This window comes from Herbiconiux sp. A18JL235 (genome assembly GCF_040939305.1).
In the GTDB taxonomy this organism is placed as follows: domain Bacteria; phylum Actinomycetota; class Actinomycetes; order Actinomycetales; family Microbacteriaceae; genus Herbiconiux.
Window position 1 is genome coordinate 2,513,900 of the sequence record NZ_CP162511.1, and the last position, 23,742, is coordinate 2,537,641.

The 23,742-nt window shown below is 71.9% G+C and carries 20 protein-coding genes; 13 read left to right on the plus strand and 7 right to left on the minus strand.

All coding sequences use genetic code 11. From position 1 onward, the window contains the following. Positions 1-40 precede the first annotated feature (40 nt). Positions 41-991 (minus strand): DNA-3-methyladenine glycosylase, encoded by a 951-nt coding sequence (locus ABFY20_RS11750; protein WP_368496432.1) that lies wholly within the window; start codon positions 989-991, stop codon positions 41-43. Continuing rightward, a complete protein-coding gene (locus tag ABFY20_RS11755) occupies positions 988-1,959 on the minus strand; it encodes an NUDIX domain-containing protein (protein ID WP_368496433.1) in 972 nt (323 codons plus the stop codon). The genes ABFY20_RS11750 and ABFY20_RS11755 overlap by 4 nt, the downstream gene beginning before the upstream one ends. Positions 1,960-2,017: 58 nt before the next feature. On the opposite strand from ABFY20_RS11755, the gene folP reads away from it, so the two are divergent. The 3 genes from folP to ABFY20_RS11770 are packed head-to-tail and all read left to right on the plus strand — an operon-like array spanning position 2,018 to position 4,487. Beyond that, entirely contained in the window at positions 2,018-2,902 is an 885-nt protein-coding gene (folP, locus tag ABFY20_RS11760; RefSeq protein WP_368496434.1) for a dihydropteroate synthase, read from the plus strand. Next, positions 2,899-3,828, plus strand: coding sequence for a pyrimidine reductase family protein (locus ABFY20_RS11765; protein ID WP_368496435.1), 930 nt, complete (start codon positions 2,899-2,901; stop codon positions 3,826-3,828). The genes folP and ABFY20_RS11765 overlap by 4 nt, the downstream gene beginning before the upstream one ends. After that, positions 3,825-4,487: a trimeric intracellular cation channel family protein gene (locus ABFY20_RS11770; RefSeq protein ID WP_368496436.1), complete on the plus strand. Its 663-nt coding sequence runs from the start codon at positions 3,825-3,827 to the stop codon at positions 4,485-4,487. The genes ABFY20_RS11765 and ABFY20_RS11770 overlap by 4 nt, the downstream gene beginning before the upstream one ends. Positions 4,488-4,554: 67 nt before the next feature. Here ABFY20_RS11770 and ABFY20_RS11775 read toward each other — a convergent pair whose 3' ends face one another. Then, positions 4,555-7,059 carry a DEAD/DEAH box helicase gene (locus ABFY20_RS11775; RefSeq protein WP_368499776.1) on the minus strand — a complete coding sequence of 835 codons (2,505 nt, stop codon included), beginning with the start codon at positions 7,057-7,059 and terminating at the stop codon, positions 4,555-4,557. Positions 7,060-7,158: 99 nt separating this feature from the next. Between ABFY20_RS11775 and ABFY20_RS11780 the strand changes: the two genes are divergently transcribed. The 4 genes from ABFY20_RS11780 to ABFY20_RS11795 all read left to right on the plus strand — a co-directional run bounded on the left by ABFY20_RS11780 (position 7,159) and on the right by ABFY20_RS11795 (position 11,321). Further along, positions 7,159-7,578: an RNA-binding S4 domain-containing protein gene (locus ABFY20_RS11780; RefSeq protein WP_368496437.1), complete on the plus strand. Its 420-nt coding sequence runs from the start codon at positions 7,159-7,161 to the stop codon at positions 7,576-7,578. A gap of 123 nt (positions 7,579-7,701) precedes the next feature. Next, on the plus strand, positions 7,702-9,876 hold the full coding sequence (locus tag ABFY20_RS11785) for a hypothetical protein (protein WP_368496438.1): 2,175 nt from the start codon (positions 7,702-7,704) through the stop codon (positions 9,874-9,876). A 168-nt stretch (positions 9,877-10,044) separates the two neighbouring features. Beyond that, entirely contained in the window at positions 10,045-10,686 is a 642-nt protein-coding gene (locus ABFY20_RS11790) for a TetR/AcrR family transcriptional regulator (RefSeq protein WP_368496439.1), read from the plus strand. Positions 10,687-10,712: 26 nt separating this feature from the next. Continuing rightward, the gene (locus ABFY20_RS11795) at positions 10,713-11,321 is read left to right on the plus strand and encodes a TetR/AcrR family transcriptional regulator (protein ID WP_368496440.1); all 609 of its coding nucleotides are present in this window, start codon (positions 10,713-10,715) and stop codon (positions 11,319-11,321) included. Between the two features lie 99 nt (positions 11,322-11,420). Here the strand turns inward: ABFY20_RS11795 and ABFY20_RS11800 are convergent, their stop codons facing one another. The 3 genes from ABFY20_RS11800 to ABFY20_RS11810 are packed head-to-tail and all read right to left on the minus strand — an operon-like array spanning position 11,421 to position 14,796. Continuing rightward, entirely contained in the window at positions 11,421-13,166 is a 1,746-nt protein-coding gene (locus ABFY20_RS11800) for an FAD-binding oxidoreductase (protein WP_368496441.1), read from the minus strand. Then, complete coding sequence (locus tag ABFY20_RS11805; RefSeq protein WP_368496442.1) at positions 13,163-13,957, minus strand: lysophospholipid acyltransferase family protein; 795 nt, start codon at positions 13,955-13,957, stop codon at positions 13,163-13,165. Before ABFY20_RS11805 ends, ABFY20_RS11800 begins: the two co-directional genes overlap by 4 nt. After that, the gene (locus ABFY20_RS11810) at positions 13,954-14,796 is read right to left on the minus strand and encodes an SDR family NAD(P)-dependent oxidoreductase (RefSeq protein WP_368496443.1); all 843 of its coding nucleotides are present in this window, start codon (positions 14,794-14,796) and stop codon (positions 13,954-13,956) included. Before ABFY20_RS11810 ends, ABFY20_RS11805 begins: the two co-directional genes overlap by 4 nt. Before the next feature lie 107 nt (positions 14,797-14,903). Here ABFY20_RS11810 and ABFY20_RS11815 point away from each other — a divergent pair, with 107 nt between their 5' ends. The 6 genes from ABFY20_RS11815 (at position 14,904) to ABFY20_RS11840 (ending at position 22,825) form a co-directional block, all read left to right on the plus strand. Beyond that, entirely contained in the window at positions 14,904-15,848 is a 945-nt protein-coding gene (locus tag ABFY20_RS11815) for a hypothetical protein (protein WP_368496444.1), read from the plus strand. After that, entirely contained in the window at positions 15,845-18,214 is a 2,370-nt protein-coding gene (locus ABFY20_RS11820; protein WP_368496445.1) for an SDR family oxidoreductase, read from the plus strand. The genes ABFY20_RS11815 and ABFY20_RS11820 overlap by 4 nt, the downstream gene beginning before the upstream one ends. A 14-nt stretch (positions 18,215-18,228) precedes the next feature. Beyond that, on the plus strand, positions 18,229-19,023 hold the full coding sequence (locus ABFY20_RS11825; RefSeq protein ID WP_368496446.1) for a ferritin-like domain-containing protein: 795 nt from the start codon (positions 18,229-18,231) through the stop codon (positions 19,021-19,023). Positions 19,024-19,066: 43 nt separating this feature from the next. After that, a complete protein-coding gene (locus ABFY20_RS11830; protein ID WP_368496447.1) occupies positions 19,067-19,504 on the plus strand; it encodes a YdeI/OmpD-associated family protein in 438 nt (145 codons plus the stop codon). Further along, complete coding sequence (locus tag ABFY20_RS11835) at positions 19,501-20,538, plus strand: zinc-binding alcohol dehydrogenase family protein (RefSeq protein ID WP_368496448.1); 1,038 nt, start codon at positions 19,501-19,503, stop codon at positions 20,536-20,538. The genes ABFY20_RS11830 and ABFY20_RS11835 overlap by 4 nt, the downstream gene beginning before the upstream one ends. Positions 20,539-22,495: 1,957 nt before the next feature. Further along, on the plus strand, positions 22,496-22,825 hold the full coding sequence (locus ABFY20_RS11840) for a hypothetical protein (protein ID WP_368496449.1): 330 nt from the start codon (positions 22,496-22,498) through the stop codon (positions 22,823-22,825). On the opposite strand, the gene ABFY20_RS11845 is transcribed toward ABFY20_RS11840, so the two are convergent. Beyond that, the gene (locus tag ABFY20_RS11845) at positions 22,822-23,730 is read right to left on the minus strand and encodes an FHA domain-containing protein (protein ID WP_368496450.1); all 909 of its coding nucleotides are present in this window, start codon (positions 23,728-23,730) and stop codon (positions 22,822-22,824) included. The two genes, ABFY20_RS11840 and ABFY20_RS11845, sit on opposite strands and share 4 nt — an antisense overlap. Positions 23,731-23,742 lie beyond the last annotated feature (12 nt).

Here is a 23,742-nt window from a genome sequence, read left to right on the forward strand (position 1 = left end):
CAGCCGGTCCGGCTCCGGTCGGCACGGCACGGCGGGCGACTCAGTACGTCCGATGGTCCTGGATGGTCATCCGGGGCCCGCGCCGCGGCGGCCTGAACCCGCTCGCCAGCACCAGCCGCACCACGCGCTGCCGCTGTCCACGCCACGGCTCGAGCAGCTCGGCGAGCGCGTCGTCGTCGACCGGCTCACCGCAGAGCGCCCAGCCCACCGTCGAGGCGAGATGGTAGTCGCCGAAGCTCACCGCATCCGGGTCGCCGTGAGCACGCTGCGCGGTCTCGGCCGCGGTCCACTCCCCCACGCCCACCACGGAGCGCAAGCGCCGCCAGACGTCCGTGCCCCCACGACTCGCGACGGCGGTTCGCTCGAGACCCGCGGCGACACCGGCCGCCCTGATGACGGTCGCGGCCCTCCCAGGGTCGACCCCGGCGCGGTGCCATTCCCACGACGGGATGCGCTTCCAGGCGGCGGCGGTCGGCGACACCCTGAGGCGGGCCGGCCCGGGCCCCGGGGCCTCCTCGCCGTGGCGGGCGACGAGCACGCGCCAGGCACGGAAGGCCTCGACCGAGGTGATGCGCTGCTCGATCACGGCGGGCGCGAGGGCGTCGAGCACCCTGCCGGTACGGCTGAGACGCAGCCCCGGGTTGCGGTGGGCCGAGTCGGAGAGCAGCGGATGCGCGGAGACGTCGAGCTCGCTCCAATCGTCGCCCTCGCCGAGGAGCTCCGGCACGGAGTGCAGCGCCTCGCCCGCACCGTCACCCCAGGCCTCGGCGCGCACGCCCGACGGCGTCGGAGACAGGCGCAGGGTCGCGGTGCCCGCCACAGTGCGGAGGGTGAGCCAGAACGACCCGCCCTCGACGGCGAAACAGGGGTCTCCCGCCCCACGCCGGTGGTGACCGAGGGTCGCCCCCAGGTCGACCGGCCGACGCGGTTCGTAGTGGGCCATGAGGCCTGACGGCTCGACGACCCCGCGGTCGCTCGCGGCGAGGGTCATCCGCGAGGCGGCCCTTCGGGCGCGTCGGACGGTGCTGGCGCGGCGGACTGTGCAGGCGCTTCCACCCGATCGAGGGCATCGAGCTGGTCGAGCACCCACCTAGGCCCGCGCACGCGGGCGCCGAGCTCCTCGACGCGGCTCGTCAGCTCCCGATCTGCGGTGATCACCGTCGTCTCCCCCGGAAACGGGTCGGCGACGGTGGCGACGATCGCGTCGTCGCCCGAACCGTCGGCGCGCACGAGGCGCACCAGGCCGCCGGTCAGACCGGGCGCCCCTGCCGTGTCGGTGCCCCGCGCATCCCTCGCCCTGCCCTCCAGCACGACGTCGAAGCGGGGCCAGTGACGATCGGCACCGTCGCCGTCGGCGGCGACACCGACCGCGCTGAGCCGCGCCAGCCGGGCGATGAGCCGCTCGTTGGCGCCGAGCCGGTCGCGCCACCAGCCGTCGGGACGCGAGCCGATCACGTTCGCCGCGTCGACCACGATGCGCGAATGCTCACCGAGTCGCGCGCGGAGGGCAGGCCAGCTGGCGCCGAAGCCGGGGTGGAGTCGCAGCGAGTCCACCTCGTCGACCGGCACCCAGCGCAGCTCGAGGCTCTCGGCGTCGCCGATCGTGGGCGTGAACGCCTCGGTGGCGCGCACCACGACGGTGACGTACGACCAGAAACCGAGGTCGAAGGTGGAGGTGAAGGCGAGCTGCAGCAGCTCTGCGGGCACTCCCGCCTCCTCGCCCGCCTCGCGTACGGCGCCCTCGACCGCGGTCTCGCCCTCGTGCCGCGCTCCGCCCGGGAGACCCCAGGTGCCGCCGAAGTGGCTCCACTCGGCGCGGTGCTGCAAGAGCACGCCCGCCTCGCCGTGAACCAGCAGACCGGCTGCGCCGTAGCGGCCCCAGTAGCGCTTGCCGTCGGGAGCCTCGACCCAGGCGTCACCGCTGTCGCGCGGAGGGAGCCGGGGCGGGAGGACCGTCATGCTTCCACCTTCTCACGAGCTGCCCCACCCGGGCCGTCGCAGCGACCATGATGGAAACATGATCGTCACACCCGCGCTGCGGCACCCCGTGCGGCGCCTCGGATCGCGCACCTTCGACTTCGACCGCCGCATCGCGGTGATGGCGATCGTGAACCGCACACCCGACTCGTTCTTCGACCAGGGCGCGACCTTCGCGCTCGACCGCGCGGTCGACGCGGCACTGCGTGCGGCGGAGCTCGGCGCCGATTGGGTCGACGTGGGCGGAGCGAAGTTCGCGCCGGGGCCCGAGATCCCCGCCGAGGAGGAGCTCGACCGCGTGCTCCCCGTGGTCGCGGCGGTGGCCGAGCAGAGCGACGTCGTGATCTCGGTCGACACCTTCCGCGCCTCCGTCGCCGCTGCCTGCATCGCCGCGGGCGCCCACGTGGTGAACGACACGACGGGGCTCAGCGACCCCGAGATGGCCGCCGTCGTCGCCGAGACCGGTGCCTCGCTCGTCGTCACGCACAGCCTCGCCGCCCCCCGCCGCCCGCATCCCCGTCCGCGGTACGACGACGTGGTGAGCGAGGTGCGCGCCTTCCTCGAGGAGCGCCTCGAACGAGCGACGTCGGCCGGCGTCGACGAGGCACAGCTGTTCATCGACCCCGGGCACGATCTCAATAAGAACACGCGGCACAGTCTCGAGCTCACCCGCCGCTTCGACGAGATCGCCGCCCTCGGTCTCCCCTCGCTCGCGGCGGTGTCGAATAAGGACTTCGTGGGCGAGAGCCTCGGCGTGGTCAAGAGCGAGCGCACGGAGGGCTCGATCGTGGCCGCGACCGTGTGCGCCATGCTCGGCGCCCGGGTGGTGCGCATGCACGACGTGGCGGCGTCGGTGAAGGCGATGCGGATGCTCGAGGCGGTTCTGGGGTTCCGTGAACCGGTGCAGGAGGTGCACAACGTATGAAGGTCGAAGCAAGCGACGCATCGGCCGGGCTGGGCGATGACGAACCCATCCGGCTGCTGACGGGAGGGCGGCCGGAGTTCGCCGGCGCCGCCCTCGACGATGACGCGCTCTGGCGGCTGTACGGGGACTCCGACCGCGCGACATCCGTACTGCGAGTGAACTTCGTGCAGAGTCTCGACGGCTCGGCCACGGTCGACGGGCTCTCCGGAGGCCTCGGCGGGCCCGCAGACAAGCGCGTCTTCGACACGCTGCGCTCGCTGGCCGATGTGGTGCTGGTGGGGGCAGGCACGGCACGCGAGGAGGGGTACGGGGCGCTGCGGCTCGACGCCGAGCGCTCGGCACGGAGGGTCTCCGCCGGGCTGCCCGAGCATCCGGCGATGGCGGTGGTGAGCGGCAGGCTCGGTCTCGACCCGGGTTCCGACCTGTTCGCCCTGGCTCCGCGGCGCCCGCTCGTCTTCACCGTCGAGACGGCGCCGGCGGACGCACGGGCCGAGCTGTCGAGGGTCGCCGACCTCGTCGACGTCGGCGCCGACCGGGTCGACCCGGCTCGCATCGTCGCCGAGCTGACCGCGCGCGGACTCACCCAGGTGCTCTGCGAGGGCGGACCGTCGCTGTTCGGCGACTTCGTCGCCGCCGACCTCGTCGACGAGTTCTGCCTCACCCTGAGCCCTCTGCTCGAGGGCGGCCGCGGGCCGCGCGTCATCACCGCGCCGTCGCAGCTCGCCGCCCCGCCGCGCGGGCTCGACCTCGGCCACGTGCTGCGCTCGGGCAGCGTGCTGCTGACACGCTGGACGCGCGGGGGACGTGGTGGGCTCGGCGCACGCGACTCGGGCGACACGCGGGCAGCAGGCGTCTCGGGCGACACGGGCGGTTCGGGCGACGCAGGCGTCCCGGGCGAAGCGGGCAGCGAGCGGCGGCCCGGATGAGCGACCGGGCGACCGCCGCCGCCTGGTCGCGGCACAGCCGCCAAGCCTCGCGACTGTTCACGATCGCCGACATCGTCGCCACCGGCCTGTTCGCCTTCGAGGGAGCGAGGCTCGCGGCCGACGCCGGGCTCGACGTCTTCGGGGTGCTGGTGGTGGGCTGCGTCTCGGCGACGGTCGGCGGCATCCTGCGCGACCTGCTGCTCGGCGACGTGCCTCCGTTCGCGTTCCGCTCGCCCTCACGCATCCTCGTCGCCCTCATAGGCTCGGTGCTCGCCTTCGCGGTGGTGGCGATCTCGGCCGACACCCCCGACGACGCGTTCGCCGTGCTCGACGCCCTCGGACTCGCGCTTTTCGCCGTCACCGGCGCCGAGAAGGCTCTCGACCACCGGGCGAACGGGTGGGTCGTCGTGATCCTCGGCACGCTCACCGCCGTCGGCGGCGGAATGGCCCGAGACACCTTGCTCGGCGGCATCCCCTCGGTGCTGACCTCGAGCGTCTACGCCTCGGCCGCGGCCGCCGGATCGCTCGCCGTGCTCCTTGCGGCACGTCTGCGATTCACCCCCGCCGCGGCGATGGCCATCGGCTTCGTGGTGTGCGCCACCCTGCGCATCCTCGCCATCTCCTTCGACTGGCACCTGCCCTCACTCGTCGCGCGCTGACAGCGGACTCCGCTCACGCGGCCCTCACCTGCGCACCCGGCCCCGATGGTCGCCGCGACGGGCAGGGCTAGAGCTGATCGACGGCGAGGATGCGGACGACGGCGGCGCCCGCCTCGTTCGAGGCGGCGAGGTCGATCTCGGCGGTGATGCCCCAGTCGTGGTCGCCCGCGGGGTCGTCGAAGATCTGCCTCGCCCGCCAGACCGCAGGCTCCTCCTCCAGGATGAGCAGGGCGCCGCTGCGCGCGTGCGGGCCGATACCGAGGGAGTCGTGTTCGTCGTAGTACGCGTCCATCGCCGTCGCCCAGCGGTCGGCGCCGAACCCCGAGGCGGCGTCGAGCTCGCCCAGCTCCTCCCACGCTTCGCGGGCGGCGAGCGTCACCCGGCGGAACAGCTCGTTGCGCACCAGGATGCGGAACGCCCGCGGGTTCGAGGTGAGCAGCTTGGGAGCGGGCGGGACGATCGGCGCCTCCTCCTCGCGCTCCGCTGCCGCGGTCACGGCGTCGGGGTCGACCAGCGCCTCCCACTCGTCGAGCACGCTGGAGTCGGTCTGGCGCACCAGTTCGCCGAGCCACTCGATGAGGTCGACCAGATCGTCGCTCTTCAGCTCGTCTGGCACCGTAGAGCGCAGGGTGCGATAGGCGTCGGAGAGGTACCGCAGCACGAGACCCTCCGACCTCGCCAGCCGGTAGAACGCGATGTACTCGCCGAACGACATCGCCCGCTCGTACATGTCGCGCACGACCGACTTGGGCGAGATGTCGAAGTCGCCGATCCAGGGCTGCGACGCCCGGTAGGTGGCGAAGGCCTCGCCGAGCAGCCCCTCGAGGGGCTTCGGGTGGGTGACCTCGTCGAGAAGTTCCATGCGCTGGTCGTAGTCGAGCCCCTCGGCCTTCATCGCGGCGACCGCCTCGCCCCTGGCCACGAACTGCTGGGCCGAGAGCACCGGCCGAGGGTCGTCGAGGATGGCCTCCGTGACCGACACCACGTCGAGCGCGAAGACGGGCGACTCCTCGTCGAGGAGCTCGTAGACCGCGAGCGCGAACGGCGACAGCGGCTGGTTGAGCGCGAAGTTCGGCTGCAGGTCGACGGTGAGCCTGATGAGCGTCTGCCCCGTGGTGGCGTCGGTGACCTGCTCGACGACACCTGCGGTACGGAGCGTGCGGTAGATGGCGAGCGCCTGGCGCAGCAGCTCGCGCTGACGGGCACGGGGCTCGTGATTGTCTTCGAGCAGCGCACGCATGTTCGCGACCACGTCGCCGCCCCGGGCGATGGTGTTGAGCACCATCGCGTGCGTCACCCGGAACTGCGAGGTGAGCTTCTCGGGCTGGGCGGCGATGAGCTTCTCGAAGCTCGGCTCACCCCACGACACGAACCCCTCGGGCGCCTTCTTGCGCACGAACTTGCGCCGCTTCTTCGGGTCGTCGCCGAGCTTGGCGAGGGCCTTGAGGTTCTCGGTCTCGTGCTCGGGCGCCTGCACCACCACGGTGCCCGCCGTGTCGAAGCCGGCCCGGCCCGCGCGCCCGGCGATCTGGTGGAACTCCCGCGCCGTGAGCTGCCGCATGCGGGTGCCGTCGAACTTGGTGAGGGCCGAGAGGAGCACGGTGCGGATGGGCACGTTGATGCCCACACCGAGCGTGTCGGTGCCGCAGATGACCCGCAGCAGACCACGCTGTGCGAGCCGCTCGACGAGCCGGCGGTACTTCGGCAGCATGCCCGCGTGGTGCACGCCGATGCCCATCCTGATGAAACGCGCGAGCGTCTTGCCGAACGCCGTGGTGAACCGGAACGGACCGATCAGCTCGGCGATCTCGTCGCGCTGCGCCCGGCTGGCGACCTGGATGCTCGACAGGGCCTGCGCCCGTTCCACTGCGGCGAGCTGGCTGAAGTGCACGATGTACACCGGAGCGCGGTGCGTCTGCAGCAGCTCCTCGACCGTCTCCTGAATGGGGGTGGTGGCGTAGCTGTAGCTGAGCGGCACCGGGCGGGTGACCCCCGTGATGACCGTGGTCTCGCGCCCGGTGCGGCGCGAGAGATCGGTGGCGAGCCAGTCGACGTCGCCGAGGGTCGCCGACATGAGCACGAACTGCGCGCGTGGCAGCGTGAGCAGGGGCGTCTGCCAGGCCCACCCGCGGTCGGCCTCGGCGTAGAAGTGGAACTCGTCCATGACGACCTGCCCTACCGGGGTCTCCGGGCCGTGCCTGAGCGCCAGATTGGCGAGGATCTCGGCGGTCGCGCAGACGATCGGGGCGTCGGGGTTCACCGACGAGTCGCCGGTGACCATTCCCACGTTCTCGGCGCCGAAGATCTCGACGAGGTCGAAGAACTTCTCCGACACCAGGGCCTTGATGGGCGCCGTGTAGTAGCTCCGCTCGCCCTTCGCGAGGGCGACGGCGTGCGCCCCCACCGCCACCAGCGACTTGCCCGTGCCCGTGGGCGTGGAGAGGATGACGTTCTCGCCCGAGACGATCGCCACGAGCGACTCGTCTTGCGCCGGGTAGAGCGGCGTGCCTCGCTCCTCGGCCCAGGACGCGAACGCCTCGTACGCCGCGTCGGGGTCGAAGGGCGACGGCATCGCGGGCCGGGAGGAGAGGGTGGTGAGAGGCACCTCATCAGCCTAGGCGCGCATCCGTCTCTCCCGATCGGACGGCCCGGGCTGTGGAAGACTTTCGAGATGGCCCCGGGTGTGAACAAGTCGACGGTGAGCGCAGGCCCGACCGCGCCCGGCGGCGTGCGCCTCGACAGCTGGCTGTGGGCCGTGCGCGTCTACAAGACCAGGTCGGCGGCCACGACGGCCTGCCGCGCCGGGCACGTGAAGGTGAACGGCACGACCGCGAAGGCCGCGCAGACCGTGCGCGTCGGCGACGAGGTGCGGGCTCGCATCTCGGGGTTCGACCGCATCCTGACCGTGCGAGGCCTGGCCACCAAGCGGGGTTCCGCCATCGCCGCCGCGGAGTGCTTCGTCGACCTCACTCCCCCGCCGCCGCCCCGGGAGGCGGTGGCCTTCGTCCCGGTGCGCGACCGCGGTGCCGGACGGCCCACCAAGCGCGACCGCCGCGAGATCGAGCGGCTGCGCGGCACCCGCGAACCTTGAACGACGACTGTCGACCGAGCTTGCGAGAACCCTGACCGTTCACGCCCGCGGGGCGACTAACCTTGATCCGACGAGCCGCGTCGACTGCGGCAGCCCCCCACCCGCGAGGCCAGTAGGAGCATCATGTCCGACGCCACCACGACCGAGTACACCCTGAGCAGGCGCGACCGCACCGCGCTCGCCTTCGTGGGTGCCTCGCTCAAGATCGGCACACCCGAGTTCCGGGAGCGCTACGAGGCGATCGTCGACGAGCTCTACCGCCACCACTTCATCGACCCCACTGCTCACCCCGCCTACGAGGCGCCGGAGATCGTTCCCGCCGAAGAGGTCGAGGGCGACGACGACCCGCTCGAGATTATCCGTTCGCAGCTCGGTCTCGTCATCGACGACCGGCGCCTTCGCGACACCGCCAGGCTCGATGCCGAGCGCGAGCTCGCCGCCACCCGCGAACGGCTCGCCGAGATGACCGCCCGCTACGAAGACACCCAGGCCCGCCTCGACGCGACGGCCGCGACCCTCGCGGAGCGCGAGGCCGAGCTCGCGGCGCTGCACGAGCGGCTGATCGGCGAGACCACCGCCCTGCGCACCCAGCTCGCCGACGAGACGGCACGGATGCAGGCGGAGCTCGCCGCCCAGACCGGCGCACTCACCGCACAGCTCGCCGCCGAGACCGGCGCGCTCCAGACCCAGCTCGCCGACACCACGACCCGGCTCACCCAGGAGCAGCAGGCGACGGTGGCCGGCTACGAGAACCAGATCGCCGGGCTTCACGCCGCTCACGCGGCTCAGCTCGAGCAGCTCTCCGGCTCGCACGCGGCGCAGCTCGAGCAGCTCTCCGGCTCGCACGCAGCCCAGCTCGAGCAGATGTCGACGGCCCACCAGACGCAGCTCGAGGAGTTGCGGCTCGCCCATCAGACCGAGTCCGATCAACTGCGGGCCGGTCACGCCAGCGAATCGGATGCGCTGCGCGCCCACGACGAGCAGCTGCGGGCCTCGCACGCGGCCGAGCTGGAGCAGCTGCGCTCCGCCCACGCCGCCGAGATCGAGCAGCTGCAGGCCGCCCACACCGCCGAGACCGACCAGCTGCGGAGTGCAGCGGCTGCCGCGGCCGAGGAGCAGCGTCAGGCGTCGCAGACCGAGATCGACCGGCTCTCGGCAGAGCGCGCCCAGCTCGAAGCCGACCACCTCGCCGCCCTCGCCGAGCGCGAGCAGCTGGCCGAGCAGCTCAGCACCGAGCACCGGACGGCGCTCGCCGACAGCGACGCCCGCACCGAGCAGCTGAGGGCCGAGCACGCGGCAGCACTCGCAGCCATCACCGCAGAGGCCGCCGACGGTGACGACGCGCTCACCGCCGCCCGTACCCGCGTCGCCGAGCTCGAGAGCGAGCTCGGCGCGGCTCACCAGGCCGAGGCCGCTGCCGAAGCCAAGGTCGCCGAGCTGGAGACCGAGCTGGCCGAGGCCAGGGCTGCGGCGACCGACACCGCGGCTCTCGACGACGCCGAGGAACGGGTGTCGGCACTCGAGGCCGAGCTCGCGGACGCGAGGCTCGGGGCCGGCGAGTCGCTCGGCGAGGGCGAGGCCGCGGAGACCGCGGCCGCCGCCCGCGTCGCCGAGCTGGAGGCCGAGCTCGCCCAGGCGCACCGCGCCGCTGCCGACACCACGGCCCTCGACGCGGCCGAGGCGCGCGTGGCGCAGCTCGAGTCGGAGCTCGCCGAGGCTCTTGCCGCAGCCGCGGCCGCAGCCGGTGCCACGACCGAGCTCGACGCCGCTCGGGCGCGGGTCGCCGAGCTCGAGCAGCAGCTGGAGCAGCGCGAGCAGTCGGCGCCCTCCGCCGCAGACCCCGACGCGTTCGGCGGCGACCTCGAGCTCCTCGAGGCGCGAGCCCGCCTGGCCGAACTCGAGCACGAGCTCGCCGAGGCCCGCGACGCCGCGGGCGCGGGGGGCGGGGCCGTGGCCTCGGGCGCCACCCCCGAGATCGCGGCGCTCGAGCGCGAGCTCGCCGACGCGCGCAGCGAGATCGGCGTGCTCGCCGACGAGCGCGATCGCGCCCTCTCCGACGCCGCCATCGCCCTCGCCGACCGCGAGCAGCTGAGCGATTCGCTCACCGAGCTGCAGGCATCCCGCAACGTCTCGGCTGCAGCGCTGCAGGGCGAGCTTCGCTCGGTGCGGTCGCTGGTCGACGAGATCGAGGAGATCGCGACCGGTCAGCTCTGCGCCGAGGACGAGACGAACGAGTACGCCATCGGCGCGAACGACTCCGCCGTGCTCGTGCTGAACGCCATCGCCGACGCCCAGTGAGCCGCGAGGCCCGCGCGGGCGAGCCGTGCGTGGCGGCACGGGCGCTTCAGCTCCGCGGCCGCGCCGGTGCAGTCCGGCTCGGGGAGATGTGTACACTGTCCACACGTCTCCCCTCCCTGACCCGGCGGGCGAGCCCCACCCGTCAGACCGTCAGAACCCGAGGCGCCCATGAGCGATGACCGCACGCCGGGCCCACGCAGCACGTACCGCCACGGCGACCTGCGCGAGGCGCTCATCGAGGTCGCCGTCGAGATGGCGCGGGAGGGCGGGCCGGCCGCCGTCGTGCTGCGGGAGGCCACCCGGCGGGCGGGAGTCTCCCCCAACGCCGCCTACCGCCATTTCGCCGATCGCGACGCCCTGCTGAAGGCCGTCTCCGACGTCTGCCTCGGCCTCTCGGCCGACCGCATCCAGGCCGAGTTCGACGCGCATCCGGCCACCGGCGACGCCGAACAGGATGCGCGCATGACGCTCCGAGCGGTGGGCCTCGGCTACATCGCGTTCGCGAGGGAGGAGCCGGGACTCTTCCGCACCGCATACACCGTTCCCGACGACCTGCGCCGAGCGACGATGCCCGAGAAGGCGGGTCGCGCGGGGCTCACCCCGTTCCAGCAGGTGGGCCTCGCGCTCGACCGGCTCGTGGCGGCGGGCGTTCTGCCGCCCGAGCGGCGGCAGAACGCGGAGTTCCTGGCCTGGGCGACCGTTCACGGGCTCGGGATGCTCGTCATCGACGGACCGTTGCGCGGTCTCGACGACCGCATGGTCGACTTCGCCACCGAACGGCTGCTCGACATGGTCGACCGAGGACTCTGACCGGGCGGCCCGGCATAATGGGCATCATGTCCGTGCACGATGCCGATAGCCCCGCCACGGAGGCGGTGGAACGGCCGGAGGCGGAGGAGCGGCCCGGCGCGGACGCACGCATCGTCGCCGCCACCCTGCAGCTGCTGCGCGACCGCGGGCCGGCCGGGGTGAACGTCGAGGCGGTGGCCGCAGCATCCGGAGTCGCGAAGACCACGATCTACCGCCGCTACGACGACCGCGACGCCCTCATCGTCGCCGCGATCGACGCCGCCACCACCGAGGTGACGCTGCCCGAGGGCATGTCGACCTACGACACCCTGCACTGGCTGCTCGGCGCGGCGCGGGTGCGCGTTCAGGACATCGTGGGCCGCGGTACCGTCGCCGCCATCCTGATCGACGACGGCGGACAGTTCGCCGAGCAGTTGCGGGTGATGATCAGGCATCGCAGTCATCAGCTGGTCGCGTTCCTCGACGAGGCGGTGGCCCGCGGCGACCTGCGTCAGGGCCTCGACGTGAAGCTCACCGTGAGCGTGCTGCTCGGTGCGGCCGTCGGCCACGTCATCCGCGGTGGGGAGCCCGACGAGGAGTGGGCCGACCGCCTGCTCACCCTGCTCTGGCCCGCCCTCACCCCGCCTCCCGAGTAGCCCGCACCCGCAGCGTCGGGGCGTGGGTCGCGCGAACTGCTCCCTCAGCGAGTTGTGCGAGCACTTCGCGCGACCGACGCGCGCCTGGAGCGCCCCGCGCTACTCCGCTGCCGCGGCGGCGGGAGCGCCCGCGCGCGGGGCCTCAGCGACGAGCTCGGCGACGTCGTCGGCGGTGAGCTGCACCGTGCCGAGCACCTTGCCCGGGTTGAACAGGCCCTGAGGATCGGCGGAGTCGAACAGGCCCTGCATGAGGGCGACGCCACCGGCCGAGATGTCCTGCTCCATCCACGGCGAGTGCTCGACGCCCACGCCGTGGTGGTGCGAGAGCGTGCCGCCGGCATCCTGGAACGCCTGCTGGATCGACTTCTTCACGACCTCGTACTGAGCGATGGGGTCGTCGCCGTGGACGAACGCGAAGGTGAAGTAGAGGCACGCCCCCGAGTGGTAGGAGTGCGAGAGATGGCACATGATCCACCCGTGCACGCCCAGCGCGTCGTAGGCGGCGTTCGCCGCAGCGACCGTGGTGTCGTACACCTCGTGCAGGCGCGACCACGGCGCAGCCGTCTCCGACACGTCGGCGGCTGCCCCCCGGTCGAGGAGGAAGTCACGGAGGTACGGTGTGTCGAACTTCTTCTGGTCGTAGAGCGCACCAGGGCCCTTGCCGACGCCGAGCCCACCGTGCTTCTTGACGATGGCGCCGACGAGCTTCTTCTCGTAGGCGACGTGCGACTCGCTGCCCTCGAAGCCGATGAACGACAGGCACATGTCTTCGAGCACCCAGCCTCGGCGCTTCAGCACCGACATGAGCACGTTCTGCGCCGCACCCGAGATGCCCTTCGACGCCTTGCGCGTCGCCAGTGAGAAGCCGCTCTCGCGGGAGTCGGAGACGCGCGTGATCGACGGCGACGCATCCGACTCCGAGATCTCGTGCATGGCGGCGAGCCCGGCGTCCCAGTTCGGGAAGAAGTAGGCCTGCACCTCGCGCACCGCGGGCTGGCGGTGAACCTGCACGGTGACCTCGGTGATGACGCCGAGACGCCCCTCCGAGCCGATGATCATCTCGCGCACCGACGGGCCGGTGGAGGTCGACGGCAGGGGCCGGAGCTCGACGATCTCGCCGGGGCGCACCATGCGGAGGCCCCGCGTGATGTCGGCGATGTCGCCGTACTTGTCGCTCTGCATGCCGGATGACCGGGTCGCCACCCAGCCACCGAGCGTCGAGTGGGTGAAGGAGTCGGGGAAGTGCCCCATGGTCCACCCCTTGGCGTTCAGCTGCTCCTCCATGTCGGGGCCCTGCGTGCCCGCCTGGATGCGCGCGAGCCCCGAGCCCTCGTCGATGTCGAGCACGCGGTTGAGACGCCCGAGGTCGAGCGACACCACGGTGCGCGTCTCGTCGGCGAGCGGCTCGAGGCTGCCGGCGATGTTCGAGCCCCCGCCGAACGGGATGATGACGGCGTTCGCGGCGACGGCGGCGTCGACGATCTGCTGCACGTCCCATTCGTCGCCCGGGTACACCACGATGTCGGGAACCCGCGCGATCTCGTTGCGACGGATGCGCAGCAGGTCGCGAATCGACTTGCCGTAGGCGTGCACCACCCGCGACTCGTCGCCGGTGTGCGCGTTGTCCTCGCCCACGATGGCGACGAGCTCGGCCTCAAAGGCCGGCGACAGGCGCGGAGGCGCGACGGTGAGCTGGTCGAAGGAGATGGGCGCCACCGGCGGGAGGGAGAGGTCGAGCGCCACGGCCTTCTTCACGAACGGCGCGAAGGCCGGCTTGTCCTCGTGGTGGAAGCCGACGCCCTCGAGGCCCCAGCCCCACCACTTCATGTGCTTGACGTCGGTCATGCGGCTCCCTTCGAGATGGTTCTGCTCTGTGACGACTTCTGGCCGATCACCGGCAGCGCCGGGATCTCGTCGCTGGCCGCTGCGGTGGAATGGAGGCGCCGCACCTCACGCTGGATGCGGGCGGAGAACTGGTCGGGGGTCTCGCCCGGCAGCCCCAGCATGGGCTCGCCGAAGATGACGGCCACGGGCGGGCGGCCGGGAATGGGCCAATTGCGGCCGCGGGGCATGGCGAGGCTCGCACCGACCAGCGCGACCGGCACGCACGGAACGTCGCACGAGATCGACAGTGCAGCCGCGCCGGCCTTGAACGGCGCCATCTCACCGGTCTTCGACCGCGTGCCCTCGGGGAACACCAGGAGCGGCACTCCCCGCCCGAGCAGCTTCTTCGACACGCCCTGACGGGCGGCGGTGCCGGTGCGGTCGATGGGGAAGGCGTTGAAGAACAGGGCGGTGAGGATGCGCCGCCACCAGATGTCGAAGAAGTAGTCGGCGGCGGCACCGGCGGCGAGGTAGCGGCCGAGCCGGCGCGGCAGGCCGCACATGATGAGGGGAGCGTCGAGGTGGCTGGAGTGGTTCGCCACCACGATGAACGCGCCCTTCACACCCTTGACCGCCTCGTGCCCGCGCACCGACACCCGCGTGATCGACCAGACCACAGGCTTCAGCAGCATCCGCTGCGCCACGAAGCGCATCGCGGCCATCGTGCCCGAGGTGAATCGGTCTTTCGGCGGGGCGATCAGGCCGTGGTGCTTCTCGCCCGGCGACTCCTCGCCCTGGTGCTTCTCGCTCACCGCTTCACCTCCGCTGACGACTGCTGCACACCCGACCCCGATCCTGTGTTCGCGGCCGACGACTCGGCCGGTTTGTTGCGGCTCGAGGAGATGCGCCCCGAGATGTACCGGATGACCCGGCGAGGCAGATGCCGGGTGAAGAAGAAGAGCACCTTGAAGCGCTTGCTGGGAACCGAGAGCACGGCACCCCGCGCGACGTCGCGGAGGGTCTCGGCGACGAGATCGTCGGCGTCGAGCCAGAGCACGTTCGGGATGGAACGGGTGCGGATGCCGGCGCGTTCGTGGAACTCGGTGCGCACCCAGCCGGGCAGCACCGCCGACACCTGCACCCCGGTGCCCTTCAGCTCGACGGCGAGACCCTCGGTGTAGGCCGTTGTCCAGGCCTTCACCGCAGAGTAGTTGCCGGTGGCGATGGTGCCCGCCACGCTCGAGACGTTGAGGATGGTGCCACGGTGCCGCGCCTTCATCGATCGGCCCGCGGCGCCGCCCAGCACGAGCACGGCGAGGCACATCACGTCGAGGGCACGTTCGTGGATGCTCACGTCGCGCTCGAGCAGCGAGCCGTGGATGCCGAAGCCTGCATTGTTCACCAGGAAGTCGATCGGACTGTCGGTGCTCTCGAGCCGCTCGGCGACCCGGTCGATGTCGGCCCGCACCGAGAGGTCGGCCGAGATCGTCTCGACGCTCGAGACCCCCTCCGCCCGCAATTCCTCGGCCATCTCGCCGAGTCGCTTCTCGTCGCGTGCCACGAGAACGAGGTCGTATCCGCGCAACGCCAGGGCACGGGCGAACGAGGCGCCGATCCCGGACGTGCCACCGGTCACCAGAGCCGTCACCATGATGCTTAGGATACGCTACGGAGTGCGTAGCGTCAGACGAGCGCACCCACACACCCACCTTGTACGCCGCGCCGCGAAGGGACCTGCGTTTGTCCGGAGAGCACACGATGAACGTCGACGAGCCTGCAGGGGCCCGCTTCGACGTGCGCGAATTCGCTCGCACGGCCGTGGGCACCCACCGCTCCGAGATCGACTTCGACGCCTTCGCCGAGACCCCGCTCCGGCCCGAGACGGTGCGCCTGCTCGCCTACTCCCGCGAGCTCGAGCGCTCGACCATGACCTACCTGCGGAACGTGCTCGTGACGCCCACGCACAAGGATGCGCGGGTCACCGCCTTCCTCACCACCTGGGCGTTCGAGAAGTACTGGATCGCCGACGCCTTCGAGCAGGTCGTCGCCGCCCACGGCCGCGACCCCCTCGCCGCCCAGCAGCTCCCCCGCGTGCGTTCCTTCATGCTCGAGGTCGCCGAGCGGGCCACCCCCATCATCGAGTCGTTCCGCGCGAACTCCATCGGCACCGACGTCATCGCCCTCCACCTCACCTCGGTGGGGGTCGACGAGTGGATCACCGAGTCGGCGTACCGCCGCCTCGCCGCGTTCGACCCGCATCCGGCCCTCGTCGCCCTGCTCGACCGCGTTCAGACGGTGAAGGCGAGGCACCGCGAGTTCGTGGAGGCCGACTCGCTGCGCCGGCTCGCCGAGTCGAAGGGGGCGCGCTCCCTCGCGCGACGCGGGCTGCCGCGCATCCAGTGGCCGATCGGCGCGTCGAGCCTCCCGGCATCCGAGACCCGCTTCTTCTACGAACACCTCTTCGACGCCGCCCTCGCCGAGGAGGTCGACACCCGGGTGCGCGAGCTCCCCGGGCTCGACTCCCTGCACCTCGTGCGCGACGCCAGGTCGACCGCACTCGACCCGGCCGGCCGGGCAGGTGCCCTGGCCAGACGGCTCGGGCGGCGCGCGGCAGGCGTCGTGCACACCCTGCGACGCGGTGCGGCGAAGCCCACCCCGAACTCCACGACCACGACCACCACAGAAGGCAGAACGCACGGATGACCGAGACCACCCCGAGCACCGAGACGCAGCCCGCGAACCCCGATTTCACCCTCGGCTCCTCGCACGTGCTGCTCACCGGCGGCACCGGCTTCGTGGGCCAGGCCGTGCTGGAGCGCCTGCTCTCCACCCACCCCGACACCCGCGTGTCGCTGCTCATCAGGCCGAAGTCGCGCACCACGGGCGAGGCGCGCCTGCAGACCCTGCTGAAGAAGCCGGTGTTCAAGAGCTGGCGGGAGAAGGTCGGTGAGAGCGAGGTCGATCGTGCGGTGCGGGAGCGGCTCACCGTCATCCAGGGCGACCTCGCGAATCCCGGCGAGCTGCCCGGTGACATCGACGTGGTCATCCACTCCGCCTCGACGGTCTCCTTCGACCCGCCCATCGACGAGGCGTTCCAGACCAACGTCGACGGAGCGACCGGCATCTACGGCGCCCTCCTCGCCTCGGGCAGCGACCCGCACGTGGTGCACGTCTCCACCGCCTACGTCGCAGGCATGCGCAAGGGCGTCTCGCTCGAGGCCCCGCTCGCGCACGAGATCGACTGGCGTGCCGAGAACACGGCGGCGAAGTCGGCCCGCCGCCGGGTCGAGATGGCCTCGCGCCAGCCCGAGGTGCTGAAGAGGCTGCTCGCCGAGTCGCGCTCGAAGCTCGGCAAGGTCGGCCCCCAGGCGGTCGCTCAGGATGCGGAGGCCGCCCGTATCGAATGGGTCACCAAGCGACTGGTCGAGCACGGCCGCATCCGCGCCGAGTCGCTCGGCTGGACAGACGTGTACACCCTCACCAAGGCCTTCGCCGAGCGAGCCGCCGAGGAGCTGTGGGGCACCGCGGGCCACCGCCTGTCGATCGTGCGCCCGTCGATCATCGAGAGCGCGCTGCGGCACCCGGTTCCCGGCTGGCTCGACGGCTTCAAGGTCGCCGACCCGCTCATCATGGCCTACGGCCGCGGCCAGCTGCCCGAGTTCCCCGGCGTTCCCGACTCGATCCTCGACGTCATCCCGGTCGACTTCGTGGTGAACGCCATCCTCGCTGCGGCGGTCACCCCGGCGCCGGTCGACGAGCCGAACTACTACCAGGTGGTCTCGGGGGCGCGGAACCCGCTGCCTTTCCACTCGATGTACGAGAACGTCAAGGAGTTCTTCACCAAGAACCCCATGCCGCACGACGACGGGCCCATCCAGGTTCCCTCCTGGCGTTTCCCGGGCGGCCGCTCGGTCGAGCGCACCCTGCGCCTGCAGGAGCGGCTCGCCGACGCCGCCGACAGCGCGGTGGCGCGGATGCCCTCCACCACCCGCACCCGGGCCTGGACGCAGACCCTCCACCAGCGCCAACGCGGCCTCCAGCAGCTGCGCTACTTCGCCGAGCTCTACCGCGCCTACGTGCAGACCGAGCTCATCTTCGACGACCGCAACGCGCTGGCGCTGCACAACTCGATCCCGGCCGAGCTCAAGGCCGACCGCGGCTTCGACGTGGTCGACATCGACTGGCACGACTACTTCCAGAACACCCACTTCCCCTCGATCACGGGGCTCACGAAGGCCTACGCCAACCGGCCGGCCGGCCGCGCCAGGGCCAAGCGCGCACTCCCCGTGCGCAGCGACGTGCTCGCCGTGTTCGACTTCGAGGGCACCGTCGTCGAGTCGAACCTGGTCGAGCAGTACCTCTGGGTGCGCCTCGCGCTCATCCCGAAGGCGCAGTGGCCGCAGGAGTTCGCCTCGCTCATGCTCAACGTGCCGAAGTATCTGCGGGTCGACCACCGCGACCGCGGCGAGTTCATCCGCACCCTGGTGCGGCGCTACCGCGGCATCCGCGTCGACGAGCTGCAGCGCCTCGTGAAGGGGCAGTTCGGTGCGGCGATGCTCTCGCGGGCGATCCCGGATGCGCTCGACCGGGTCGCGCAGCACCGCGCGGCAGGCCATCGAACGGTTCTCGTGACCGGCGCCACCCGCTCGGCGGCGGAGCCGTTCGCCCCCTACTTCGACGAGATCGTCGCGGGTGAGATGCACGCCTCGAAGGGCGTGATGACCGGCTACCTCGCCACTCCCCCGCTGGTCGACGAGGCGCGCGCCGCGTGGCTCCGCGAGTACGCTGCCCAGCACGGCGCGAACCTCACCCAGTCGTACGGCTACGGCGACTCGCTCGCCGATGTCGCCTGGCTGCAGCTGGTCGGCAACGCCACCGTGGTGAACCCCGACACCGAGCTCTACCGGCACGCCCAGCGCACGAAATGGACCGTCGAGGACTGGACCAGGCGCTCATCCGATCGTCAGGTGCTCCCCGCTAACCTGGCGGTGCTGAGCGACAAGCAGAAGACCGCCGAACCCGAGGCATCCGAGGAAGGAGAACGGTCGAACGGCAGCGACCAGCGCTGACGACCGAGACTCTCATGGCATTCGACATCGACAAGTACACCGAGACCTCCACCAAGGTCGCCTGGCAAGACCTCGACTTCTCGGTCTTCCGCGACGAACCGCTCCCCGAGTCGACGCTGCGCAGCCTCCGCTACATGTGCGACGTCGAGTACCACACGGTGTGCTACCTGCGGGACATGCTGGTCACCCCCTCGCACAAAGACGAAGACGTCACCGCCTTCATGACCATGTGGAACCGCGAGGAGTTCTGGCACGGCGAGGCCCTCGCGGCGGTGCTCGCCGAGCACGACGTGATCGTCGACTTCGACGAGCTGAAGGCCACCCGTCTGAAGCTCGGCTGGAAGGATCGCCTCGACCCGGTGAAGCAGTCGCTGCTCGGCAACATCGTGGGCTCGGGCTTCATCGCCGTGCACATGATCTGGGGCGCCGCGAACGAGTGGTCGGCGGTCGCCGCCTACAACCGGCTCGCCGCGCTGGAGAACCACCCGGTGCTCGCCGAACTGCTGAAGCGCATCGCCAAGCAGGAGTCGCGCCACGTCGCCTTCTACGCCACCCAGGCCAGGGAGCGCCTCGAGAAGAGCAAGAAGGCCCAGGTCTTCGCCCGCTTCGCGCTCAAGAACTTCTGGGGCCCGGTCGGCTCGACCATCATGAGCGACGAGGAGGTCAAGCACGTGATGGGCCACATCATGGGCGGGCCGGACGGCCGCAAGGAGGCGGCGAAGATCGACGCCCACATCGCCAAGATGCCCGGCCTGTCAGGCCTCACCATCGTGCAGGACTCCCTCGACGCGCGCGGCATCGCCGCCTGACCCCGCCCTTCGGCTCGTCGGGAGTCTCGTCCATACTGGGCGTATGAGGTTCACGGCGACGATTCTCGCGAGCGGTAAGAACAACACGGGCATCCCGGTGCCGGAGAGCGTGGTCGAGGCGCTCGACCGGGGCAGACGCATCCCGGTGGTGGTGACCATCGGCGACTACAGCTACCGCAGCTCGATCGTGTTCTACACGGGCCGGTTCCTCATCGCGCTGAGCGCCGAGAACCGGGAAGGGGCGGGAGTCGGTGCGGGCGACACCGTCGAGGTGGACGTCGAGGTCGACGAACAGCCGCGCGAGGTGGAGGTGCCGGCCGATCTGGCCGCTGCGCTGGCGGGCGATGCGGATGCTGCAGCCGCGTTCGCCGCGCTGTCGTACAGCAACAAGCGGCGCATCGTGCTCTCGGTGGAGGGGGCGAAGGCCGCGGCGACGCGCCAGCGCCGCATCGAGAAGGCGCTTGCGGAGTTGGTGGCATGACGGGCACGGTGGCGCCCGGGGTGCCGGCGACCATGCGCGCTGTGGTGTACCCGGCGGCGGGGCCGCTCAGCGCATCCGACGCCTTCGTCGACGCGCAGCTCGCGGTGCCCGAGCCGGGCCCGCACGACCTGCTGGTGAGGGTCGAGGCCGTGTCGGTGAACCCGGTCGACGTCAAGCGACGGGCGAGCGCGACCCCGCCCGAGGGCGGCGGGGTGCTCGGGTACGACGCGGCCGGGACGGTCGTGGCCGTGGGCGAGGCGGTGGAGCTGTTCGCGGTGGGCGACGAGGTGTTCTACGCCGGCAGCGTCGTGCGCCAGGGCACAGACGCGGAGTACCACGCCGTGGACGAGCGCATCGTGGGGCGGAAGCCCCGCACGCTGTCGTTCGCCGAGGCCGCCGCCCTGCCGCTCACGAGCATCACGGCCTGGGAGGGACTCGTCGACCAGCTCGGGTTGGGGCGCGACTCCCGCGGCACCCTGCTCGTGCTGGGCGCAGCGGGCGGTGTCGGGTCGATGGTCGTGCAGCTGGCGAAGACGATCACCGGGGCGAGAGTCGTCGCCACCGCGTCGCGCCCCGAGACGGTGTCGTGGGTGCGCGGGCTCGGCGCCGACCACGTCGTCGACCACAGCGGCGACCTCGCCGCGGAGCTGGCCGAGGTGGCGCCCGAGGGGGTCGACTGGGTGTTCAGCACGCAGCGCACCCGCGAGAACCTCGAGCTGTTCGTCGAGGTGCTGAAGCCCTTCGGCCGCATCGTGGCGATCGACGACCCCACGGGGCTCGACGTCGGGGCGCTGAAGCCCAAGGCGCTCTCGTTCTCGTGGGAGTACATGTTCGCCCGGTCGACCTTCGGCACCGCCGATCGGATCGAACAGCACCGCCTACTCGACTCGGTGGCCGAGCTCGTCGACTCCGGGGCCGTGCGCAGCACCGTCACCCGCGTCATCACGCCGATCGACGCCGCGGGGCTCGCCGAGGCCCATGGCATCGTCGAGTCGGGGCGGAGCATCGGCAAGGTCGTGCTCTCCAGGAGCTGAGGGCGGAGCCGTCGGCACGACCCGGCAGACCAGCACGGCGCTCACCGGCACGGCGAGCCAGATCACGGCGACCACGGTGAACATCTCGGCGTCGTAGTCGAGCACGATCGTCGTGGCGAAGGTGCCGAGGATAGCCAGCTGGAGCGCGCTGGCCGCGACGAGCCTGCGGGCGGTGGTGCGCGCATCCGCCACCGGGGCCGGGCTGAGGAAGAGGAACGCGACGAGCGACAGCACGACGACCAGCGGTCGGTCGAGCGCGTCCGACCAGACGGCGGGCAGCAGCTCGCCGGCGTGGATGGCCACCACCGGGATGACAGCGAGGCGCAGGAGCATGCCGCGGTCGAGGAGGGGCGGGAGGCCGCGCGCACGGCGCACCTCCCCCGCCACGAACGCGACGACGACGAGGGCGACGAGCAGCACGACCACCTGGGTGGGCGACGCCCAGAACGCCGGCACCTCGGTGTCGCGCAGCTGGAGGGTGAGGCTGAGGGTCATCGGCACGAGATACACCAGGCCGACGACGGCACCGACCCGCCCCGTGGTGCCGCGATAGCGCGACAGCACGGCGAGCGGCAGGAGCACGAGCACGACGACGAGGCCGGCGAGGTGGATCCAGCCGAGCTGCGACGAGGGGTCGGTGATCGACCCGGTGACGAACAGCACGACGAAGAGCACGACGGCGGCGCCGACCAGCACCAGGTTCGACAGACCCGCGGCGAGGGTGACGATCACCGTGACGGCGCGCTGGCCCCGCGCGGCGAAGGGGCGACGGGTCGAGCGCAGGGCGAAGCCGACGATGAGCAGGGCGAGCAGCAGGGCGTGGGGCCAGGAGCTCCAGGTGCGGAGACTCCACAGCTCAGACTCGAGCTCGCCGAACACCTCGTTGAGCGGCCCGAAGCGCAGCACAAGCAGCACCGCGACAGCGGCGAGCACCGCCGCCGTGAGTACCGGCGGGAGGGCACGCCGGTCGAGGCTGCCCGCCGTCGAGTTCGCCGACTCCGCCGCGGCGGCGACACCGGAGAGGGTGACGAAGCCGGTGACGGCGACCGCGGTCACCCCGAGCACGGTGTAGGAGGAGACGAGGGAGAGGGGGATCTCGCTGGTGTAGCCGTCGAGAGCGAGCGGCACCCAGGTCGACGCGGTCGCGAGGCCGGCGAGGGCGACGAAGAGGGTGCGGGGGCGGGGGCTCGGGTGGCCGTCGGGGCGCTCGGGGCGCCCGGCTCGTTCGGGGCGCTCGGAGAGTTCAGCGCGCTCGGCTCGTTCAGGGCGCTCGGCGAGTTCAGCGCGCTCGGCGTGCTCAGCGCGCTCGGTCGCGATCGCCGCGGTGGCGCGCCCGCCCGCGACGGCCGCCAGGACGGTTGCCGCCACCGCGAGCAGCAGGGTGACCGCGAGGCCCGCGAACGCACCGGCGGTCACGAGGAAGAACACGGGCGCGAGCGACGACACGAAGGCCACGAACGCCGCGCCCACCGTGGCCCGCGGCCGCGCGCGCAGGAGCAGCAGCACCACCGCGGCGGCTCCGACGAGTGCGCTCGTGCCGAGCAGCACGCTCCACACCACGAGGAAGCGACCGTTCTCCCCCACCCCGGCCGTGGCGGCACGGAAGGAGTCGGCGCCGAAGGGGTCGTCGCCGAACGGCTCGATGAGGCCGGGGACGAGGAGGGCGAGGGCGATCGCGATCCAGGCCGCCCACAGCACCACGACGACCGCGCCGAGCGGCCTCGGGATGCGGTCGGGGCGCACGCGGAGCGGCCGTCGCGCGACCTCGATCAGCCAGCCGGGCACGCGACGCGCACTCACCGACGGTGTCGCCGCTGGGGTGGGATGCTCGCTCACGACTCCAGTGTGCCGAAGCGGGGCGCCTCGGGGTGGGTGGATTGCGCGACGCAACCTCGGTGCAATGCCCGGGCCGCGCATCCTGATCACCGCATGCTCGACAGGTGTCTAGGATGAGCGCATGACTCGCATCTCGAAGCTCGACGTGATGGGCATCGTCTCGGTGGTGCTCCTGGTGGCCGGCATCGTCACCTGGTGGGCAGCCGTGTCGTCGGGCTTCTCCTTCAGCTACACGACGGTGGGCGGGGCGTACCAGCCGGCTGACTCGTCAGGGTCGTTCGTCTCGTCGCAGCCGCCGTTCGTGCCGCTCGGCACCCCCGCCATCGGCGGGGTGCTGTACATCGCGACGACGCCGATGGTGGCGGGGCTCACGCTCGCCACGCTCGGCGCGATCGGCACCGCACTTGCGGTGGGCAATCGCGTCGGGCGGGCGAGCCGGCCTCTGTTCTAGTCGGGGTCGGTGACCCGGCCGCCGAGGGGCGACGGGCCACCACGCGGCGGCTGCTTGCGCTGGCGGGAGAGCTCGCCGCCGAGACGACCGCCGTACGGCCGGCCGTGGTCGGCGAACTCCTCGCGGAAGTAGGCGAGCTTCCACTCGCCCAGATCGATCCGCGCTCCCGTGCGCAGGATGCGTCCCCGCGGCGGCCTGCCGCCGACCGGGCCGTCTTCGCGCGCGTGCCCGCCGCCCGTCGGCTCGATGTCGTAGAGCACGTACTCGTCGTCGTCTTCGTGGCGCACCTCGGCGTGGTACGGAGCGAGGCCGTCGAGCCGCAGATCGGCGTCGGCAGCCGACCCGATCACGGTGCGGTCGGGAAGGAGGTCGAACTCACGCGGAGGCCGCCCGTCCCAGTTCTCCGAGCCGATCACGAAGATGAGCCGCGGGCGCCCGGAGCCCGGCAGGTAGTGCGTCGTGGTGACCCTGCGGCGCACGAAGCGGTTCACCGTCGGCACCAGCGGGAGCGGCGTGGAGGGCGGCACCGGGAAGGTGAGCGCGCGACCGGTGTTGCGCCGCACGAGCAGCGGTGCGACGGCGGCGAGGGAGCCCAGCCTGATGTGGGGCGAGCCCGTGACGAGCCGTTGCAGGCGGCTCTTCCGCACCTCACCGAGCTGCAGGATGGGCCCGTCGGGCCCGTCGAGCCGCACCGAGATGCCGCGTGCTGCGAGCGCCTCCGCCACGACGGTGAGCTCGGCGAGCGAGCGCCTGCCGTTGCCGGGAAGCCTCGAGGGGTCGCTGACCACGATGCGCACCTCGGTGCCCGAGGCGGTGATGGTGCCCTCGAACGGCGTGGGGTCGGCGTCGTCGCCGGAGCCCCGCTCGGTCTCGGAGAACGTCAGGTCGATGTCGAGCCGGACCATGACGGCACCGCC

Excerpts from the sequence above, each read along its gene's own strand:
- ABFY20_RS11830 (WP_368496447.1), top strand. The coding sequence starts at position 19,067 with ATGAGGTTCACGGCGACGATTCTCGCGAGCGGTAAGAACAACACGGGC.
- ABFY20_RS11835 (WP_368496448.1), top strand. The coding sequence starts at position 19,501 with ATGACGGGCACGGTGGCGCCCGGGGTGCCGGCGACCATGCGCGCTGTG.
- ABFY20_RS11815 (WP_368496444.1), top strand. The coding sequence starts at position 14,904 with ATGAACGTCGACGAGCCTGCAGGGGCCCGCTTCGACGTGCGCGAATTC.
- ABFY20_RS11820 (WP_368496445.1), top strand. The coding sequence starts at position 15,845 with ATGACCGAGACCACCCCGAGCACCGAGACGCAGCCCGCGAACCCCGAT.
- ABFY20_RS11770 (WP_368496436.1), top strand. The coding sequence starts at position 3,825 with ATGAGCGACCGGGCGACCGCCGCCGCCTGGTCGCGGCACAGCCGCCAA.
- ABFY20_RS11775 (WP_368499776.1), bottom strand. The coding sequence starts at position 7,059 with ATGCCGTCGCCCTTCGACCCCGACGCGGCGTACGAGGCGTTCGCGTCC.
- ABFY20_RS11825 (WP_368496446.1), top strand. The coding sequence starts at position 18,229 with ATGGCATTCGACATCGACAAGTACACCGAGACCTCCACCAAGGTCGCC.
- ABFY20_RS11765 (WP_368496435.1), top strand. The coding sequence starts at position 2,899 with ATGAAGGTCGAAGCAAGCGACGCATCGGCCGGGCTGGGCGATGACGAA.
- ABFY20_RS11790 (WP_368496439.1), top strand. The coding sequence starts at position 10,045 with ATGAGCGATGACCGCACGCCGGGCCCACGCAGCACGTACCGCCACGGC.
- ABFY20_RS11785 (WP_368496438.1), top strand. The coding sequence starts at position 7,702 with ATGTCCGACGCCACCACGACCGAGTACACCCTGAGCAGGCGCGACCGC.
- folP (WP_368496434.1), top strand. The coding sequence starts at position 2,018 with ATGATCGTCACACCCGCGCTGCGGCACCCCGTGCGGCGCCTCGGATCG.
- ABFY20_RS11755 (WP_368496433.1), bottom strand. The coding sequence starts at position 1,959 with ATGACGGTCCTCCCGCCCCGGCTCCCTCCGCGCGACAGCGGTGACGCC.
- ABFY20_RS11750 (WP_368496432.1), bottom strand. The coding sequence starts at position 991 with ATGACCCTCGCCGCGAGCGACCGCGGGGTCGTCGAGCCGTCAGGCCTC.
- ABFY20_RS11845 (WP_368496450.1), bottom strand. The coding sequence starts at position 23,730 with ATGGTCCGGCTCGACATCGACCTGACGTTCTCCGAGACCGAGCGGGGC.
- ABFY20_RS11780 (WP_368496437.1), top strand. The coding sequence starts at position 7,159 with ATGGCCCCGGGTGTGAACAAGTCGACGGTGAGCGCAGGCCCGACCGCG.
- ABFY20_RS11795 (WP_368496440.1), top strand. The coding sequence starts at position 10,713 with ATGTCCGTGCACGATGCCGATAGCCCCGCCACGGAGGCGGTGGAACGG.
- ABFY20_RS11810 (WP_368496443.1), bottom strand. The coding sequence starts at position 14,796 with ATGGTGACGGCTCTGGTGACCGGTGGCACGTCCGGGATCGGCGCCTCG.
- ABFY20_RS11840 (WP_368496449.1), top strand. The coding sequence starts at position 22,496 with ATGACTCGCATCTCGAAGCTCGACGTGATGGGCATCGTCTCGGTGGTG.
- ABFY20_RS11800 (WP_368496441.1), bottom strand. The coding sequence starts at position 13,166 with ATGACCGACGTCAAGCACATGAAGTGGTGGGGCTGGGGCCTCGAGGGC.